This window comes from Arenibacter sp. F20364 (assembly GCF_023015905.1).
Taxonomy (GTDB): domain Bacteria; phylum Bacteroidota; class Bacteroidia; order Flavobacteriales; family Flavobacteriaceae; genus Arenibacter.
The window spans coordinates 61,993-82,998 of sequence record NZ_JALKBD010000024.1 but is presented as its reverse complement, the minus strand read 5'-3'; the positions used below and the strand labels follow the sequence as shown (position 1 = coordinate 82,998).

The 21,006-nt window shown below is 40.9% G+C and carries 12 protein-coding genes; 10 read left to right on the top strand and 2 right to left on the bottom strand.

The window, feature by feature from the left end; all coding sequences use genetic code 11:
• Positions 1-229: 229 nt before the first annotated feature.
• Entirely contained in the window at positions 230-889 is a 660-nt protein-coding gene (locus MWU84_RS17550) for a DUF1080 domain-containing protein (RefSeq protein ID WP_246904160.1), read from the top strand.
• 33 nt (positions 890-922) lie between these two features.
• Positions 923-2,509 carry a sulfatase gene (locus MWU84_RS17545; protein ID WP_246904158.1) on the top strand — a complete coding sequence of 529 codons (1,587 nt, stop codon included), beginning with the start codon at positions 923-925 and terminating at the stop codon, positions 2,507-2,509.
• A 61-nt stretch (positions 2,510-2,570) separates the two neighbouring features.
• Here the strand turns inward: MWU84_RS17545 and MWU84_RS17540 are convergent, their stop codons facing one another.
• Complete coding sequence (locus MWU84_RS17540; protein WP_246904156.1) at positions 2,571-3,125, bottom strand: sigma-70 family RNA polymerase sigma factor; 555 nt, start codon at positions 3,123-3,125, stop codon at positions 2,571-2,573.
• Positions 3,126-3,313: 188 nt separating this feature from the next.
• Between MWU84_RS17540 and MWU84_RS17535 the strand changes: the two genes are divergently transcribed.
• The 7 genes from MWU84_RS17535 (at position 3,314) to MWU84_RS17505 (ending at position 16,131) form a co-directional block, all read left to right on the top strand.
• The gene (locus MWU84_RS17535; RefSeq protein ID WP_246904154.1) at positions 3,314-4,444 is read left to right on the top strand and encodes a FecR domain-containing protein; all 1,131 of its coding nucleotides are present in this window, start codon (positions 3,314-3,316) and stop codon (positions 4,442-4,444) included.
• A 150-nt stretch (positions 4,445-4,594) separates the two neighbouring features.
• Positions 4,595-8,008, top strand: coding sequence for a TonB-dependent receptor (locus MWU84_RS17530; RefSeq protein ID WP_246904152.1), 3,414 nt, complete (start codon positions 4,595-4,597; stop codon positions 8,006-8,008).
• Between the two features lie 15 nt (positions 8,009-8,023).
• Positions 8,024-9,529 carry a RagB/SusD family nutrient uptake outer membrane protein gene (locus MWU84_RS17525; RefSeq protein WP_246904150.1) on the top strand — a complete coding sequence of 502 codons (1,506 nt, stop codon included), beginning with the start codon at positions 8,024-8,026 and terminating at the stop codon, positions 9,527-9,529.
• A gap of 195 nt (positions 9,530-9,724) precedes the next feature.
• Positions 9,725-11,539 carry an arylsulfatase gene (locus MWU84_RS17520; protein WP_246904148.1) on the top strand — a complete coding sequence of 605 codons (1,815 nt, stop codon included), beginning with the start codon at positions 9,725-9,727 and terminating at the stop codon, positions 11,537-11,539.
• Between the two features lie 35 nt (positions 11,540-11,574).
• Positions 11,575-13,029 carry a sulfatase-like hydrolase/transferase gene (locus MWU84_RS17515; protein WP_246904146.1) on the top strand — a complete coding sequence of 485 codons (1,455 nt, stop codon included), beginning with the start codon at positions 11,575-11,577 and terminating at the stop codon, positions 13,027-13,029.
• Positions 13,030-13,113: 84 nt separating this feature from the next.
• Positions 13,114-14,649 (top strand): sulfatase-like hydrolase/transferase, encoded by a 1,536-nt coding sequence (locus MWU84_RS17510; protein ID WP_246904144.1) that lies wholly within the window; start codon positions 13,114-13,116, stop codon positions 14,647-14,649.
• A gap of 15 nt (positions 14,650-14,664) precedes the next feature.
• Positions 14,665-16,131 carry a sulfatase-like hydrolase/transferase gene (locus MWU84_RS17505; RefSeq protein WP_246904142.1) on the top strand — a complete coding sequence of 489 codons (1,467 nt, stop codon included), beginning with the start codon at positions 14,665-14,667 and terminating at the stop codon, positions 16,129-16,131.
• A 140-nt stretch (positions 16,132-16,271) separates the two neighbouring features.
• Here MWU84_RS17505 and MWU84_RS17500 read toward each other — a convergent pair whose 3' ends face one another.
• On the bottom strand, positions 16,272-17,471 hold the full coding sequence (locus MWU84_RS17500) for a hypothetical protein (protein ID WP_246904140.1): 1,200 nt from the start codon (positions 17,469-17,471) through the stop codon (positions 16,272-16,274).
• A gap of 286 nt (positions 17,472-17,757) precedes the next feature.
• Between MWU84_RS17500 and MWU84_RS17495 the strand changes: the two genes are divergently transcribed.
• Positions 17,758-21,003 (top strand): DUF1553 domain-containing protein, encoded by a 3,246-nt coding sequence (locus MWU84_RS17495; protein ID WP_246904138.1) that lies wholly within the window; start codon positions 17,758-17,760, stop codon positions 21,001-21,003.
• The last annotated feature ends 3 nt before the right edge of the window (positions 21,004-21,006 follow it).

The following is a 21,006-nucleotide window of genomic DNA, read 5'->3' as shown; positions in this document are numbered from 1 at the left end:
CCTTCGTACGGCACTTCAAAACCGGGTGACTTTGCGCAGCGCGTACATTATTTGCGCATCTTCAAATCAATCAATTGTCAAATTTCCAAATTAAACAATTGCTACCTGAAATAAATGGACCCTTAGGTTAATACAGCAATAAAGGCGCAACCTTCAAAAATTAGTTACAACAATATCTTTTGAGTAACCCATTTTTTAATATCTTGTCTCTTCTAAAATAATCAGTAAAATGAAAAATAGTTTCGCATATCTAATGAGCCTAGTATTCTGTCTAGGGATTTTGAATACAATTACAGGTCAAACAGGAGGTTACAAAAATGATGAGGGTTGGATTTCCTTGTTCAATGGTAAAAATCTGGATGGATGGAAAGTAGGGGAAAATGCCCAGACCTTTTCCATAGAGGATGGTGCTATTAAAGTGGAGGGACCTAAGGCTCATTTATTTTACGTGGGCGACGTAGAAAATCATGATTTTCACAATTTTGAATTCAAGGCTTCCGTTATGACCAAACCAGGATCCAATTCCGGTATATATATCCATTCCCGATATCAGGAGGCCAGTTGGCCAGTATATGGTTATGAGGTACAAGTGAACAATTCACAAAGTGATTGGAAACGAACAGGTAGTTTATACGACATTGTCAATGTTATAGAAACTTATGTAGGCGATGATGAATGGTATACCGAATATATTAAAGTGGAAGGCAAAAGAATTATCATTAAGATAAACGATATTGTGGTGGTAGATTATACCGAACCGGAAAATCCTAAACGTGCAGAAGGTGAACGCCAGCACAGGGTTCTTAAAGGAGGAACATTTGCATTACAAGGCCATGATCCGAAAAGCATTGTTTATTACAAGGATATTATGGTGAAACCCTTGCCTTAATAAGCACTAATATCATAAGAAAAACGCTTGCCCATGCCCATATCCAATATTAGTTATTGTCTTATTCTAGGATTTTTATTATTTGGCTGTCAACAACAGCCAGAAGGTTCAAAACAGAAACCCAATGTAGTTTTTATATTGGTCGATGATCTGGGATTGGTAGACCTTGGTATAACCGGAAGTAGTTATTATGAGACACCAAATATTGATTCATTGGCAAAAGAAGGTATGGTGTTTACGCAAGGTTATGCGGCCAGCCGTGTTTGTAGTCCGTCTAGGGCTAGTATAATGACCGGAAAATTTACAGCTAGACACGGAATCACGGATTGGATTGGAGCAGCATCCGGTACAGCTTGGCGATCCCACAATCGTCACGATAAATTGCTACCGGCCGAATACGTACGTAACCTACCAGCGAATGATGTAACTATTGCAGAGGCCATGAAGAAGGAGGGGTATAAAACCTTTTTTGCGGGTAAATGGCATTTGGGTTCTGAAGGATCCTATCCTGAAGATCATGGATTTGAAATCAATAAAGGGGGATGGGACAAGGGAAGTCCTATGGGGGGCTATTTCTCTCCCTGGGAAAATCCGGTATTGCCCAACAAAGTTGATGGGGAGAATCTTAGTATGCGCTTGGGTGTCGAAACCGCAGATTTTATTAAACAGCATAAGGATTCCACTTTTTTCGCTTTTCTTTCCTTTTATGCAGTACATGGGCCAATTCAGACCACCCAAGAAAAATGGAACAAATATAGAAGCAAGGCTGAAGCATTGGGCATAGCCGAAAATGGTTATAAAATGGAGCGGGTCCTGCCTATTAGACAGGTACAGGATAATCCTATTTATGCCGGGCTTGTAGAAAGCATGGACGATGCTGTAGGAGTGGTGCTTCAGGCATTAAAGGATACCGGACTTGAGGATAATACAATTGTGGTTTTTACTTCGGATAACGGAGGAGTGGCCTCAGGCGATTCTTTTTCTACCAGCAATCTCCCTTTAAGGGGAGGTAAGGGATATCAATGGGAAGGAGGTATCCGGGAACCTTATTTTATAAAGGTGCCATGGCTAAAAAATGCTGGCTCTCAGAGCGATTTTCCCGTTACAGGCACTGATTTCTATCCCACTATTTTGGATTTGGCCAATCTTGATGCATTAACGGAGCAACATATAGATGGTATTAGTCTCAAACCTATTTTGGAGGGCAAAAAAATGGATGTTGTTAGACCTTTGTTTTGGCATTATCCCCATTATGGCAATCAAGGTGGAAATCCCTCCTCAATTATACGTGAAGAAAATTGGAAACTTATCCATTACTGGGAAGATGGGAGCCAAGAACTTTATGACTTGGCTAAGGATGTAGGAGAGCAGTCCAATGTAATAAGCCAACATCCCGACATTGGCAAAAGTTTAAGCAAAAAGCTTCTTGCCTGGCTCAAGAAAGTAGGAGCCAATATGCCATCCGAGGATCCTGAATACAATGCCGAACTGGCCCAAAAGCGGCATAACCGAATAGTAAAAGAAAGTTGGCCAGCATTGGAAGCGCAACGTTTAAAATTCCTGTCCAAAGATTTTCAGCCCAATGAAGACTGGTGGGGTAGTAAAGTAACGACCGACTAGGTATAAATTTTGGGATTAGGCATTCATGGCTGAGCCACATTATACTTTCTTATCTATATTTTTACTTAGTTATTAGAAGTGAAATAAAGGCAGTACAAATAAAAATGTGCAATAAATTTTCTGTGGCCTCTGATCTTAAAAAGGCGTATGCCCTTTTCATTTGGGTTTTTACCGTATTGATAGAAATTCCTTGGGTTTCCGCTATTTCAGCGTAACTCTGCCCATTGATAATCGCGGAAATAAAAATTTGTTTTCGGCTTTCAGGAAGCTCGTTCAGAAGTGCCTGTATTTTCCCATTTGTATTGGAAGAAGCGATATCTTCCGGGTCTTCATATTTTGGTGAGTTAAGACTCTGAAGCAGCGATTTTTCTTTTTTAGCTTTATCCAATGACTGTAAGCTCAAGTTTTTTACGGCCCCAATGGCATATGCCTTAAAGGAAATTGTTATAGATATCGAGGCCTTCCGTTGCCAGAAGGAGAGGTAAAAATTTTGGACAATATCTTTGGCGGCATCCCTATTCTTGACAATTCCAAAAGCGACTAGGCACAACATAGGGAAATGTTCCTTAAAGAGCTTCTCCATTTCCTGGGTGCAATTTTTCTTGGTTTTGGTCATGGTTATATAGGACTTTATTGCCTAATTAATGTCTATTGATTTGTGTAATTGGTTAAATAGTATCGTCAATTATACTAATTTAATTTCATTTGTCATAAATATTTATCAAATTCTAAAAAAAATATAAATTTTTGTCACCCTATTAACAGATTGGGACAACTTATAAAAAAGAACAATAAATGACCTGTATGGAAACTTTGAAATCTGTTTTGCAAAGCATTGAACAATCTGGTCAAATAAAGGCTGATGGACTTCAACATTTAACAAAAAATGAGACGGAGATTGTCAATACTCTTTTCCATGAGAACCTTGTGTCAGAGGCTTTGGTGTTTTTGGAAGAAATGGATACGGATGCGGAGTGGCATTTATTTATGGAAAGGACCATGGTTTCCAAAAAACAAAAATTTCCATTTTGGCGACCTGTGCTAAAATATGCGGCAATTTTTGTTGGCGTCATTATGTTGGGCTATATGATGTTACGGCAAAATACCTCGGTTGATGAATTGCCCATCACTGAATCTACCATAAAGCTTAAAATGGGAGAGGATAATGTCAAACTAATCCAAGAGGGGGATAGCCAACAGATAGTTTCTTCTTCAGGAAAAGTATTGGGGGTTCAGACGGGTAACCGGATAAGCTATAATACCGACTCTGAAATTAAAGATCTGGTGTATAATGAGTTGGAAATTCCATATGGAAAAATATTTCAAGTAGAGCTTTCTGATGGTACTTTGGTGTATTTAAATTCTGGCACAAAAATAAAGTATCCTGTAAAGTTCCTCAACATAGGTAAGCGGGAAGTATTTATAGAAGGTGAAGCTTACTTTAAGGTTGCCAAAGATAAGAACCATCCATTCGTAGTACATTCCGATCAAGTGGTTGTGGAGGTTTTGGGAACCGAATTTAATTTTTCTTCCTACAAAGAGGAAGCCGAAATCAAGACGGTACTAGTGGAGGGGTCCGTGAGTATGTCGAGTTTGCTGAGACCTCAAGATCAATTGGTGTTAGTTCCTGGATCTAAGGGAGCTTGGAACAAATCGTCCAATAAAATAAATAAAGAGAATGTCGATGTTGACCTATATACTGGATGGCTTAAGGGGGAACTGGTTTTTAGAAATATGAGCTTTTCGGATATGACCAAAAAGTTGGAGCGCAGTTATAATGTGGTCATTGAAAATAATAATGAACTTCTTAATGGGAAAATTTTAAATGCAAGATTTCACGTTGACATTGAAAGTATAGAAGATGTAATGAAATCTATTGGGGAATTACATTCTTTTAGATACACTATAAAAGACAGAAAAATAACTATAGACTAATATGAATCAAATAAACCAATTGCGTATGCCGTAACTTATTACCTTGACTAAAAAAGTTCAAAAAAAATCGGAAAATGCTTGAGACCATTTCCCGATTTAAGAACTAATAATTAAACGACCTTTTCAAAATCATTTAATCAAACCAAAATTATGAAAAATAAATTTATTGGGGTGTTGGCGTATTGGCAATTCCCTAAATTCGACTTAAAGATGAAACTGACTACCTTTTTACTTATAGTTTCGTTATTTGAGATTCAAGCAAATACTTATGCCCAAGGCACCAAAATAACCTTAGAACTCGATAATGTTCCAGTAGAACAGGTTTTTAGTGAAATAGAAGCAATTTCTGAGTTTCGGTTCCTTTATGAGAGTGCACAGATAGATCTGGATCGAAAAGTAACTTTACGCATCAAAAAAAGAAAAATATCGGAGGTGTTGGCCTTACTTTTTGCCAATACCAATATCAGATACAAGACTTATGACCGACAAGTGATACTTGCCAAATCTGCAAATACTTCATTAGATTCTGTGATCCGGGATGCGGGGCCATCGGAAAAGGAGGGACCGTTGCAATTTCAGGTTTCTGGAGTAGTTAGCGATACCGACGTAGTTCCCTTACCAGGAGCCAACATCGTGGAAAAAGGCACCTCGAATGGGGTTACGGCCGATTTTGATGGTAATTTTACTATTGAAGTGGCTGATGCAAATGCAACCCTTGTGGTTTCTTATATAGGGTACGCTACCAAAGAAATTGCTCTAAATGGGCAAACTACCATTTCCGTCAGATTGGAAGAAAGTGCCGCAGGATTGGATGAAGTAGTTCTAATCGGGTACGGAACGCAAAAGAAAAGTGATTTGACAGGAGCTGTAGGTTCTGTCTCCTCAGAAGAGCTTCAGGAGCGACCTGCAGCAAACCTTACACAGTCTTTATCCGGTAAAATGCCAGGGGTAAGTGTTTCGATCAATTCAGGTAGGCCCGGAGGAAAATCGAACATAAGAATACGGGGAAACTCCTCTGTTAGTTTGGCGAACGATCCATTGTACGTTGTAGATGGGGTTATACTGGTTTCCACTGGCCTTGCAGATAACAGTACCCCTATAGATTATATAAATCCAAATGATATTGCCTCTGTGGAAGTGCTAAAGGATGCATCGGCGACAGCAATTTATGGATCCAGGGGGGCCAATGGTGTAGTTTTAGTGACCACCAAAAGAGGAAGCAATACGGGTGGTAAAATCAGTTATGATAGTTATTACAGTTTGGGTACGCTTGCCAAAAAAGTCGGTGTACTTAATTCCGAGGAATTTTTAATGATCGAAGAGGTAGCTTATCAGAACGCTGAAAAATATGATGCAGTGGGCTTTGCAAATGGTAAATATACGGACCCGGCATTAAAAAGGAATGATCCAAGATTGTTCGATGCCAATGGCAATCCAATATACGATACAGACTGGCAGGATGAAGTTACTAGGCCAGCATTTACCCAGAATCACCAATTATCTTTTACAGGAGGTGGCGAGAATGGCAGTTATGGTGCATTTTTGGGTTATATGGACGAAGAGGGAATTATGAAGGATTCTTGGTTGAAGCGATATTCAGGACGTTTTGTTTTTGACTCCAACATCAAGGATTGGTTAAAGGTAGGCGGTAGTTTAAGCTATAATAATCAAAACGAAAGGGTTATACATGCTTCATGGGTAGGAAGGAATATGATAGAAAATATTCCTATAATTCCAGTTAAATACCCTGATGGTACATGGGCCAGCAATGCGGATTACCCAGGTATGGAAGGAGGTCCCAATCCAGTGAGGGTTGCGGAGGAATATAAGAGATATCTGAAAACCAATACTGTGTTGGGAAATATCTTTGCTAATATTACTTTGGCCAAAGGACTGGACCTAAGAACGTCCTTGGGTATAAATAGTATCGACCAAAAAGTTAATGAATATGCGGGTAGGGAGCTTAGTTTTATTGGGACCAATACCAATGGATACGCTACCAGATCGCTAAACGAGTATTTTTCCTGGCAATTTGAGAATTATTTGACCTATCAGAAGGAAATTGCTGAAATTCATTCACTAACTGGTTTATTGGGTATTTCATGGCAACATGTCAACAGTTCCAATTTCAGTGCCGGTTCTCAAAATTTTTCAGATGATTTTTTTAGTTATGATAATTTGGGTGCAGGCTCAGTTGTACGAACACCAAGTTCAAGTGCTTATGCATATGGCTTAAATTCCTATTTCGGAAGGATCAACTATGGTCTTCTAAATAAATATTTGCTTACGGTTACCGGCCGTGTCGATGGATCTTCCAAGTTTGGGGCAACCAATAAATATGCATTCTTTCCTTCCGCAGCATTGGCATGGAAGGTTTCCGAAGAAAATTTCCTACGCGAGTCCCAGGTAATCTCGAATCTTAAATTGCGTACAAGTTATGGAGTTACGGGGAACTCCGAAATTCCGGCTTATGGTGCGCTTTCCGGTCTTGGAAACTATGCCTACGTAGTTAACAATGCCATAGTAAATGGTATTGGGATCGACAGGTTGGCCAACCCTAACTTGCAATGGGAAAAAACAGATCAGGTGGATGCCGGGATAGAGTTGGGTCTATTTAATGGTAGAGTTTCCATGGAGGCCGACGTATATAGGAAGTTGACTACAGATATGCTATTAAATTCTCCGGTTCCTACGAGTAGTGGTTATGCGTCCGTATTTAGAAACATAGGCAGTATGGAAAACAAGGGAGTCGAATTATCCTTGAATACCAAGAATATTATGAACGCCGATTTCTCTTGGGAAACCGATTTCAATATCGCCATGAACAAGAATAAAGTCGTGGCCCTTTCCGGGGGTAGTGATATATTTTCTAGCCGTACTATAATTAGGGAAGGTGAACCCGTTGGTTCCTTCTTTGGATTGGTACACTTAGGCACATGGGGAACGGACGAGGAGGCTGAAGCTGCCGAATATTTCAGGTTGCCAGGGGATGTAAAAATAGAGGATAGAAATAATGACGGAGTGATCAATCAGGCAGACCGAACAATTATCGGTAAAGGTATACCTGATGGGTATGGCAGTTTTATTAATACCTTCCGTTATAAGAATTTTGAATTATTGATCGATCTGCAATTCCAATATGGTAATGATGTCATGTATATCACAACACGTCCACAAGAAAATCGTCAGGGTATCGCCAATAGCTTATCCACTGTCTTGAACGGTTGGACACCCGATAACCAAGATACGCCTATTGCCCAATGGCGACCGGTGTCGGCAGGCTATGATAATTTGGATACTTCACACATGATTCAGGATGGTTCATTTATAAGGGGTAGAAACCTATTGTTGGGTTACAACTTTCCGTCAGAAATGATAGAAAAATTCCAATTGAGTAGACTTAAGATCTATACTTCTGCACAAAACTTTTTTGTAAGTACAAAATATCAAGGGTATGACCCTGAGGTGCAGACCAGTGACAATACTTTTGGTCAAGGAGAGGTTAATTTTGATCAATATCCCAAGCCTAGGGTATTTATGGTGGGATTGAATGCAACATTCTAATAAAAAAAGACAAAAATGAAAAATACTATAAAAACACGAATAGGGTTATTTTTAATGACCGTTTTACTAGTCCTTGCCACGGGGTGTACTGATTTTCTTGAAGAAACAGATCCTACCAATATTACGGCTGAAAGCTATTTTAAAACTGCCGAGCATGCGGAAACTGCCATATACTCTATTTATTCCAGTTTAAGGTCGGTAAGGGGTGGTAATTACGGGGGTAGTCCTTGGCTAATGCTGGAATTTGCTACTGGACTTGCTGATAGTGATTTGGGCCAGGCTGATAATAGTAATATTATTAGAAATTTGACCAATACCTCCGATAATGCTTATGGCAAAGCCTATTGGGACAGTAGTTATAAGGGAATTGCAAACGCTAATTTGGCCATTGCAAACATTCCGAACATTGCAATGGACGACGCCAAAAAAAATAGACTTTTGGGTGAGGCAAGGTTTTTAAGGGCCTATTATTACTATAACCTTGTTAGAATTTTTGGTTCGGTGCCACTGATTACAGATCCCATTGATCTAGGTTCGGAAAATCTTTATGCCACTCCGGCATCGGTTGAAAACATTTATGCCACGATTGAGGAGGATCTCACAATGGCAGAGTCTTCTGGTTTGCCATTTAATGACTCTACAGGAAAAGTTACTTTGGGCGCCGTTAAATCGCTATTGTCAAGTGTATATCTTACCATGGCCGGCTATCCTTTACAGAAAGGAAATGAATATTTTCAAAAGGCAGCAGATAAGGCCAAGGAGGTAATCGATTCCGATCAATACAGCTTATTTCCGACCTATGCAGACCTTCACGACCCGGCCAGTAACAATATAGGGGAGAATATTTTTATGGTTCAATACGAAGCCTTTGTAGATCCTTCGGACTGGCAGCCGTTAATAATCCCTTACAATATGAATATCTCTGCCTATTCCGCTCAAACTGGGGCAATTTATGCCAATCAGGACTTTATCGGTTCCTATGAAGCTGGTGATAAAAGGGTTGAGGAAAAGGAATTTTACTATACTACCTACACTTCAAAATTTGATAGGAACGAAACCATTGTTTTGGGGGGGTACTTTTTATATAAACATTTTGATATTGTAGCGAACCTTGAAACAGCTAGCAGTGACCTAAACTGGGATTTAATTCGTTATGCAGAGGTGCTTTTGATCTATGCCGAAGCCCAGAATGAGATTTCCGGACCAACTACCGAGACTGAAGAGGCGTTGAATAAAATTAGAAGAAGAGCGGAACTTCCTGAATATTCAGGACTAAGCAAAGAGCAATTTAGAGAAGCAGTTTGGAAAGAGAAATGGCACGAATTAAGCTATGAAAATGTAACCTGGTTCGATATGGTTCGTCTAAGAAAGGCTTTGAACGTTACCACAGGAAGCTTTGAGGACTTTGTAGGACATACATTTGCGTATGGTCCAACACTTACTGCAAGGGAATTATTGTTCCCCATACCTACGGATGAATTAAGAAACAATGAAAATCTTGTTCAAAATCCAGGGTACTAATTTAATGGCAGATTAATATTTCTATGTTTCAGAATCCCAACATATAGACTTTATAATCTTTTTTTGAAGTAGATTGCGAATATTTGGGATTCTTTAAATCTATATTTAGTAGATATTGTTAACACGAAATAGTATTAGAATTGAGTAATATATTTATGAAAACGAAAAGAAATGATAACTAAATTAAATCTAATTATGTTTAAAGACAAGATACGTCCAGACGGTTACTGGATGAGATATTTTCAGGTTTTTGTTTTAGTCGCCTTGGTCATGCCGATTGTCTCAACTGCTCAAAACACCCTAAAGAAAAAACCCAATGTTATCGTTGTAATTACCGATGATCAAGGTATGGGCGATTTAGGGTGTTATGGAAACCCATACATTAAGACGCCCAGCATCGATGAATTTTATAAAGAGTCGGTACGATTCACCAATTTTCACGTATCCACCACTTGTGCTCCCACCCGTGGTGCCATAATGACCGGTAGACATACGAATAGGATTAATGTATTTCACACAATTACGGGGCGTTCCCTGCTTTTTGAGGATGAAGTAATTCTACCGCAAGTATTGGCCCAAAATGGATATACCAACGGTATGTTCGGAAAATGGCACTTGGGTGACAATTACCCGTATCGGCCAGAAGACAGAGGGTTTCATGAGGTCGTTAGACATGGGGGAGGGGGAATCACCCAAGGTCCTGATTATTGGGGCAATGACTATTTTGACGATACTTATTGGCACAATGGGAAAACTCAAAAATACAAGGGCTACTGTACCGATGTCTTCTTTTCCGAAGCTATGGACTTTATAGAAGAAAACAAGAACGATCCCTTTTTCTGTTATATTGCTACCAATGCGCCCCACGGACCTTTGAACCTGCCAAAGAAATATTTGGATATGTACAAGGGGATCGATGGCCTTCAGGAGCAATTTCAACGCTTCTATGGGATGATAACCAATATCGACGACAATTTTAAGTTGTTGCAAAAGAAATTGGACGAGTTGAAGATAGCGGACAATACCGTCTTGATCTTTATGACAGATAATGGTACCGCAGGAGGGAATAGGGTTTTCGATGCCGGTTTAAGGGGTTCAAAAGGTAGTGAATATGAAGGTGGCCATAGAGTGCCACTTTTCATCCGCTGGCCGGACGGACAACTTACTGGTGGAAAGGACATAGACAAACTGGTTGCGGCCTATGATTTGTTACCTACTTTTGTTGACGTATTGGGACTAGATTTTAATCCGGTGAAACCTTTGGATGGAACAAGCCTAAAACCCTTGCTTTATGGGAACGACGAAAATTGGCCCAATAGAACATTATATATAGATACCCAAAGACTCCAGAACTTGGTAAAATACAGGAAATACTCTGTTATGGATGATAATTGGAGGTTTGTGAACGGTACGGAACTCTATAATATGAACGATGATCGCAGTCAGACGAAAAATGTTATCGATCAACACCCAGAGGTGGTGGAAAAACTTGCCTTAGGTTATGAAAAGTGGTGGCAGTCCTTTATAGATGAAGGAGTAAACGAAAGATATGCCTATATAAAAGTAGGATCCCCACAAGAAAATCCAAGTCGTATTTCTTCTCATGATATGCTTACGGGGAAATTTAATGGTATGTGGCATCAATATGGGGCGGCAAGTGCAGTCCAGGCTACTGGAAGATGGAAAATTGAATTCGTGGAAGATGGGGAATATAAAATAAGCCTATGCCGATTTCCAAGGGAGAGTGGATTGGAAATCAATGCAACCTTCCCGGCACAAGAAAAAATCGTAGAGCTGGATAGGACTATGCCTGCCAGCGTAAAATCCGATTTTGAAGAGGCCTATCTGTATGTTGCGGACATAGAAAAAACTGCTAAGGTAGAAAAGGGGCAAAAGGAAGTATCCTTTACTGCTAAAGTTTCGGTAGGGAAGTATGATATGGAAGCTCAATTAATAGACAAGGACAATAGGGTGCATCCGGCCTATTATGTCTATGTTGAAAAATTATAAAAGTCTTGGTTTATTAATCATATAAGAAATCATTTTTGAAGAAGTTGAAGAACGTTTTATTTGTTTTTGGCTGCTTTTTGCTGGGAAGCACGTTGACGAATTGTGCAGATAGTCCAAAAAAAGCGAAAGGCATTCCAGTGGAAAAAGAAAGGCCCAACATCATCCTGCTCATGGCCGATGACCAGGGTTGGGGAGATATGGCGTATAACGGCCATCCCCACCTAAAAACACCTAATTTGGATGCCATGGCCGCTAATGGGGCAGTTTTTGAACGTTTCTATTCGGCATCTGCGGTCTGTTCCCCTACACGTGGAAGCGTAATGACGGGCAGGCATCCACTACGTTATGGAATTTGCCATGCCAACTGCGGCCATATAAAACCCGAGGAGATTACTTTGGGGGAGATGGTCAAAGATCTTGGGTATACCACGGGCCATTTTGGTAAATGGCATTTAGGTACCCTGACTCGTGATACAGTAGAGGCCAATAGGGGAGGAAGGGAGAAATTTGATGGGGACTATGCCCCACCTTGGGATCATGGTTTCGATGTGAGTTTTGTAACGGAATCCAAAGTACCCACATGGGACCCTATGGTTACGCCTCCCCAATCATCAGGTGATGTGAATGGGAATTTAATAGAAGGGGAACCTTTCAATACCTCCTACTGGACCGGACCTGGTAAAATTGCCAAGGAAAATCTGGAAGGTGACGACTCCAGAGTGATCATGGACAGGGCCATCCCCTTTATAGAAAATGCCGCAAAAAACGATAAACCATTTTTAAGTATTATTTGGTTCCATACTCCCCATTTGCCCGTTTTGGCAGGGGATGATGATAGAGCTCCCTACGCAGACCTTTCAGAAGACCAACAGCATTATTATGGGGTTTTGACTGCCTTGGACAAACAAGTAGGGCGTTTGCGCGATAAGCTGCGGGAATTGGGAATTGCTGAAAATACGGTACTCTTCTATACCAGCGATAATGGTCCCGAGGGGAAATCTGTTAATGGTAGGACCCAAGGCCTTACCAAAGGACTTACGGGTAGAAAAAGAAGCCTGCACGAGGGTGGGATCAGGGTCCCAGGTATCATGGAATGGGAAGGAAAAATCGGCCCAGGAACAAAGGTGAATATCCCCTGCTTTACTTCTGATTATTTTCCGACGATCGCCAATATCTTGGGAGTGGACCTTAAGAAAAGTAATAGGCCCTATGATGGGGTGGATATGTTGCCCATTGTAAATGGCGAAGTAATGCGAAGAACGGAACCTTTGGCCTTTGACTTTCAGGGCCAAGCTGCCTTGATCGATAATGAATATAAGATTTATAGCGATGATGGCGGGCAGCATTTTGCACTTTATGATATTGGGAACGATATGGCTGAAAGTAAGGATCTGGCGGAGGAACAACCTGAAAAGTATAACGAATTGGTTGCCTACTGGAATCAATGGAAGGATTCTCAGGAAATGAGCGCTTCTGGCAAGGATTATTGATTATTTTAGCGATTAGGGCTAATAAGTGCCTGCGTCATCAAATAATATTTTGAGATTTAATTTTACATACCAAAAATAACCTTTATGAGATTACTTTATTGCATACCATTACTTGTCATATTTTTGCTTGGATCCTGCAAGCCGGCCACATCCGAAAAGGATGGTAAGACTGCAGAGAAGCCGAATATTGTTTTTCTGTTCGCGGACGACCAGACTTTTGAAAGTATCAGGGCCCTGGGGTTTGATGAGGTCCATACCCCAAATTTGGATCGCTTGGTAAACGAAGGCACTACCTTTACCCATGCGTATAATATGGGCGGTTGGAATGGGGCCATCTGTGTGGCATCACGGGCCATGATCATTTCTGGATCCTATATTTGGAATGCACAGGATAAAAGCGCATTGTGGTCCAAAGGGGATAGCACAGCTTTGAACCAGACCTGGAGCAGGCTGCTCCAAAAACAGGGGTATGACACCTATATGACGGGCAAATGGCATGTACTGGCACCTGCTGGAACTATTTTTAACGATGCACGGCACATACGTCCTGGAATGCCTGTAGATCGCGGTAATGAATTGGGTGCTGCCATAAAAAAATGGAAGGCGGAATCTGGGGATATGAAGGACTGGAACAATTATATGCCGGTTGGCTATGGCAGGCCAACAGGTCCGGACGATACCGAGTGGTCTCCAACTGATACCTTACAAGGAGGCTTTTGGGAAGGGGGCAAACATTGGAGCGAAGTGGTCCGTGATGATGCCCTGTCATTTATAGATTTGGCCACCAAAAAGGATAATCCCTTTTTTATGTACCTGGCCTTTAATGCAACCCATGATCCGCGGCAGGCACCCCAACGCTTTTTGGATATGTACCCTCTTGAGAATATTAAGGTACCCGAAAACTTTTTGCCGGAATATCCATATAAGGATGATATGGGCAATCCACCAGGTCTTCGGGATGAGGCGCTGGCTCCATTTCCTAGAACGGAATATGCCGTAAAGGTGCACCGCCAGGAATACTATGCCTTGTTGAGCCATATGGATGAGCAGATAGGGATGATTTTGGATTCTTTGGAGGCTAGCGGTAAGATGGACAATACCTATATCTTTTTCGGAGCGGACCATGGGCTTTCGGTTGGACATCACGGCTTGATAGGGAAACAGAGTATGTTCGACCATAGTGTGCGTATTCCTATGATGGTGGTAGGCCCTGGCATTCCCAAGGGCAAAACTTTGGACCAGGATGTGTATTTACAGGATATTATGGCCACTTCCTTGGAATTGGCTGGTGTGGAGAAGCCAGACTATGTACAGTTCAATAGTTTTATGGATATTATTAAAGGGGAAAGAGCGGAGAGCCACTACAATGGTATTTATGGCGCCTATATAGATGTACAGCGTATGATCCGTAAGGAGGGTTTCAAACTTTTGATCTACCCTAAAATTGATAAGGTGCTATTGTTCGACTTGGAAAAAGATCCAAACGAAATGAACGACCTGGCCGCTAATCCGGAGTACAAGGAGAAGGTTAAATCACTTTTTTCCGATCTATTGGAACTTCAAAAAACAATGGATGATGAGCTCGATCTTAGTGGTTTATATGATAAAATGTTAGAATAAAGGAAATAACCAATCATGTTGATACAACGTATTCTTAGTGCTTTTGCCCTTGTTTTTTTATTTGGTTGTGGCGAAGCAGTAAAAACAAAATCCACCGAGGATCAAGGACCTCCTAACATACTGTTCATTTTGGTTGACGATCTGGGCAAGGAATGGATTAGCAGCTATGGGGCAGAGGATATAGAGACCCCAAATATAGATGCATTGGCCAAGTCTGGCCTCAAATTCAACAACGTGTATTCCATGCCGCAGTGTACTCCAACAAGGGTCACATTGCTTACTGGTCAATACCCGTTTAGGCATGGGTGGGTCAACCATTGGGATGTGCCACGTTGGGGTGGGGGTGCCCATTTTGATGAAACAGAGAACCCTACCTTGGTAAATGAAATGAAAAGGGCTGGTTACAAGACCTGTATAGCCGGTAAATGGCAGATTGATGATTTTCGGGTAGAACCGGATGCGTTGGAGAAAGTGGGATTTGATGAATATTGTATGTGGACAGGTTATGAAGCGGGCATCGAGGCGAGCGCTGAAAGATACTGGGATCCCTATGTTTTTACCAAAGAGGGCAGCAAGACTTATCCCGGCGCTTTTGGTCCTGATATTTTTCGGGATTTTATAATCGACTTTCTACAAGAAAACAAGGAAGGCCCCATGTTCGTATATTACCCCATGGTGTTGACCCATACGCCCTTGGTAAATACCCCGGACGAATCTGCAGATGATAATTTGGGCAAGCACAAGGCTATGGTCCGCTATACCGATAAGATTGTTGGGCAACTGGTGAATGCCCTTGAGCAAAATGGTCTGTTGGAAAATACCATGATTGTCTTTACTACAGATAATGGTACCACTCAATCCATCACCGGTACTTACAAAGGTGAACAAGTAAAAGGTGGTAAATCCAAAACCTTGGAGACTGGTATCTGTGAGCCATTTATTGTAAGTTGGCCCGGACATATAAAAGCAGATCAAGAATCTAATGCGCTTATCGATTTCACAGATATTCTTCCAACATTTTTAGACATTGCCGGGGTTAACTCAAAGGATAAATGGACAGATTTGAATGCTTCACATATAATCGATGGTAAGTCTTTTAAGAATGTTTTGCTGCAGGGGGATGAAGCTTCCGAAAGAAAATGGATATTGGGAATGGGTGGCGGAAACAATGCGCGACTTACTGAAAATGGGGTGGAAAATCAATTTAAATTCAGGGATAGGGTACTCCGTGACGAACGGTACAAATTATACATAGATGCTAACCGTAAACCTGAAAAATTTTTCGATTTGATACAAGATCCCTTTGAGCGCTCTAACCTTGTAGACAGTCTGAAGTCTGGAGAAAGGGAAAATAGCTTTAAAAGCTTTATGGAGATTGTTAAATCTTTTCCATTGGAAGACAGTGATCCGCAATATAAGAACAATCCACCACAGGAGTGGGATGTGGAAATTACGGCAGAGAGCGGCACTTGGAAAATGTGATGCCCCCAATCTTTCAGTACCTATAAATGTAATGGTACCTAGTATAGGTGCTACTCGATTGGTTGCATACTTTGGTCAATTGCTTTTGCGCGGTTTTTGAGTGGTGTATTTATTGTGGAATATTGAGATATATACAATTGTTAGGGTACAATCTCTTCCATTATGATTATTTTAGAACTTAGTTCCATTCGGTCCACTCCTTTTACTTCTAAAACGATCTGATAATATTTTGGAAGGCTTCCATATTTTTCAATTAAGGCCGATTCCAGTTCCTTAAGTAGTTTTGGGGAGGTAAAATATTTTAAACTCTGCGAAGCTGCCGTATCCCATATTCCGCCAAATAAATAAATGTTGTTATTATTCGGCCCTGGTGCTTTCGTTATAAAACCGTAATCTGTATGGTGTCCATTGGGGTCACCGTACGGACGGTAAACCGTTTCACTTTCATTTTGCGCATTGCTGTAAACAATACTCTGATCCTGATTGTTGTAGTATAGCGAGGGACCTGCTAGGTAGTCCTTGAATAGTCCAAAAGTTTTCATCATCCCAATCACTATAAAATTATTGTCTGGGAGTTCTTTCGGATTAAAGCGCACCATATTTCGAATAGTAAAATCTTTCTGGTTGTGCGAAAATATTTCGCTAAGATCTTTGATCCATAATGCGCTATTGTAAATAAGTAGACTGTAGCTTAAAGGCTCGTAGATTATATTGGTTTCGGACTTCTCCAAGAGAAATTTGTCATAGTCCTCCAAAGAATTGATAAAGGGATCCCTAATAATTTTTTGAGTACCTGTTTTGGTATTATCCTCTTGGTATATAAAAAGGTCTCCCAGTAACACCATTAATGGCTTTTGATCCATAAATAAATCCTTCCAAAGACCATTCTCGTTGATAGGGTTGATGTTGTGCTTCCCTGGATACAGGGAAATATTGTATACCAAGGATATGGTAAAAAGTAAAAAAAGGGTTAAGGTGGTGCCCTTGGACCAAGAATAGGATTTCTTTGGTGTCAATACTTTTTTTTCTACAAATCTGACTTCGTAGCTCCCTTTGGGGATTTGAACAATAATCTTGTCTTCTTTGCCCTCCTTTGAGTAGTACTTGGCCAGTTTTTTACGGAGGTTGTAGATGTAAACCCTTACTAGGGTGCTCTGGGAAGGGTCAAAATTGGGTTTCCCCAGAATTTCCGAAGCGATAGTGGTTTCCTTGGGAATGTCTTCTTCCAGGGTGCTGGCTACCAAAAAGAGCAGAAGGTTGGCATAGGTATTGGAATGTCCAAACGATTTACTGTTTATTATTTTGGCAGTTATTTTATCATATGCTTTGTTATTTTCCATTGATTATCCCTAAAAATATAAAGATAATCAATTATTATTAACAGTTAATAAAACAGTTTATTAACGCATTAACAGTTAAAAATGATGCATATATTTGATTTGAGCGAGAATTTAATGATGAATTTGGCTTTGGCGACAGCGGGTGAAGTATATCGGTAATTATAGAGTTTAGACTTTTTTGTGCCGGCATGTAAGTGCATTTTGGTACTTAGTGTGCTAAAAATTAGATTTTATGGTGGCTGTTGTCCTAAAGTGAATAATAGATCAAGAACCAACAAATATTTTCATGAAGCATTGTACCGTGTATTTATTAATCAATCTGGCATTGGTTCTCAGTGGCTGTGGATGGAGTGCTCCGGAGGAAGTGGAGTTGGCTCTTGCGCAGACACCCGATATTATTGATTTTAACTATCATGTGAAACCTATACTTTCCGATAAATGTTTTGCATGCCATGGCCCGGATACGGATAACCAAAAATCTGATCTAAGGTTGGATATTGCCGAAAGCGCTTTGTCTGCCCATGGGGAATCCAATACTGTTGCTATTGTTCCTGGGAGACCTGCATCCAGTGATCTTATTAAACGTATACTTTCTGATAATCCATCAGACCAAATGCCACCTCCGGAGTCTAATCTATCCTTGACAACAAAAGAAATTGCCATTTTGGCCAAATGGATCGAGCAGGGAGCGGAGTATAAGCCTCATTGGTCTTTCATAAAGCCTAATAAGCCGGAATTGCCATTGATAAAGGATAACAGCTGGGCAAATAATGAACTGGATTATTTTATCCTGGATAGGCTGAAAAAGGAAAAGCTCAATCCGTCCGAACGGGCATCAAAGGAAACTTTAATTCGAAGGTTAAGTTTTGACTTAATTGGGCTACCTCCCAGCTTGGAACAAATTGAAAGTTTTAAAAAGGATACCTCAGAGGATGCCTATGAAAAGCTGGTAGATAGGCTATTGCAGAGCCCTGCTTATGGAGAGCGGATGGCAGCGGATTGGATGGACGTGGCGCGTTATGCGGAGAGTGATGGCTATCTGGATGACAAGCATAGGGATTTTAGTGCATATCGAGATTGGGTGATCAAGGCCTTTAACGAGAATATGTCCTACAAAGAATTTTCCAGCTTACAATTGGCGGGAGATCTAATACCGGAACCGACCAAGGAAAGCATTTTGGCAACAGCGTTCAATAGGCTGCATAAAAGAAATTCCGAAGCCGGAATTATTTTTGAAGAGTATCGTGTGGAATATGTTGCCGATAGGGTATTAAGTGTAGGAAAGGCCTTTATGGGGCTTAGTATGGAATGCGCAAGGTGTCATGACCATAAGTACGATCCTATAAGTCAGAAAAACTATTACGAGATGTCCGCCTTTTTTAATAGCACCAATGAATTTGGTTCCGCTGTCTACGGTCCAGATCAGGTGCCGGGACCTTCACTTCTTCTAACGGACAGTGAGGCGGATAAGGTTTTGGCCTACATTGATAGTGATATTAACAGTGCGGAGAAGAAACTCGATTCTCCGAAATCCTCGGAACCGGAGGGGTTCAAAAAGTGGTCGGCAAATCCGTCTGAAATAAGAAATTCAATTGAAAATAATTATTCCAAAAGTCTCGGGGCCTATTATCCTTTTGATTCTTTCGTGGAAAAAGGAAATAAAAAGTACGTCAGTCCAAATAGGGTACTTGGTTCTGGTCCTGCGGTTATCAATGAACCAAATATAAAAAAAGCTGCCAAGAACAATGGTATATTCTTGAATGATTTTACATCTATTAGCTTGCCGGAGAAGGTAGGATGGTTTGACCAGACCGATCCCTTTTCTATTTCCTTGAGTGTGTATCCGGATACCCAATACGACGACGCTGCCTTATTTTATCATTGTGAAGACTTACGATTGGGCTTAAAAGGGTACTCTATGTTCTTGGAAAACAACCGCCCAAAGTTTATTATGGCATTTTCTTGGCCAACCAATGCCATCCAGATTAAGGCCAAAGAGGAAATACCGGTAAAGGAATGGACAAATATTGCAGTGACCTACGATGGACTGGGGAAAGCAAACGGACTTCATATGTATCTCAACGGCAAAGAAATACCGGTAGAGGTAGAAATAGACCATCTTTATAAGTCCATATTGTTTAAGCCGGATCTGCATACCTATGGGTTCAATGGTTTCGGAATGGGAGTCAGGAATCATATGAAGACCTTTATCAATGGAGGTATCGATGAGCTTAAAATTCACAATGCCGAACTTTCTGCATTGGAAGTAAGTTATGGTTATGATTCCAGTGCCCTATCAGAAATTATTAATAATAGTTCCAGCACTAGGAATAGGTCCCTTTTAAAATCCCATTATTCCTTGCGGGAGAATAGTGTACTTGAGAAGGTAAAGGAAAATATTCGCGAGTTAAACAGGAAGAAAAATAAGGTGATCGATACTATTTCGGAAATTATGGTCATGGGAGATTTGCCTGAACCTCGCCCCACTTATGTCTTGGATAGAGGGGTTTACGATTCCCATGGAGCGGAGGTGTATCCAAATGTGCCTGAAGTTGTACTCCCTTTTAGCGATAGTCTGCCCAAGAATAGACTGGGCCTTGTTAAATGGTTGTTTGATGAAAATAATCCCCTAACTGCCCGGGTCTATGTAAATAGATTGTGGCAGATGCATTTTGGGACGGGATTGGTATCGTCATCGGATGATTTTGGAAATCAGGGCAATTTGCCGTCGCATCCAAAATTGTTGGATTGGTTGGCGGTTAAATTTGTGGAATCGGGATGGGACATAAAGGCTATGAACAAATTAATTGTGATGTCGGCAACCTATCAGCAAAGCTCCAAATTAACCCAGGAGCTTATAGAAAGGGATAAAGTAAATGCATTGCTGGCACGGGGGCCGAGTTTTCGGATGACTGCCGAAATGGTTCGGGACAATGCGTTGGCCATGAGTGGTCTTTTATCCCCCAAAATAGGTGGTCCAAGTGTTTATCCGTATCAACCGGAGGGACTTTGGGACGAAATAAGCAACAAACCATGGCGGTATAAATATCTACAGGAACCCGGGGAAGGGTTATATAGGAGGAGTCTGTATACCATATGGAAAAGAACATCGGCTCCGCCATCCATGTTGATTTTTGATGTTGGCGAAAGAGGGGTCTGTACTGTAAAACGGAGGCAGACGAGTACCCCGTTACAGGCATTGGTTCTTCTTAATGATCCCCAGTATTTGGAAGCTTCTAGGGTAGTGGCAGAAAATTTAATTGAAAATTATAGTGGGGATGTAGATGCCCAATTGCAAAAAGCATTTGTTATGTGTACCGGCAGAAATCCCAATGATAGTGAACTAGGGGTTTTAAGCAAATTCCATAAGGAGGAATTGGAGCGTTTTTCCAAAGCCAAGGAAGACGCCATAGGGTATACCAATATAGGAAGCTCTGAAGTAAGGGCAGGTATAGACCCGGTGAAGTTGGCCGCATTGGCTACGGTAGTAAACGGGGTGATGAATACATATGAAGGTTATACGATTAGATAGATA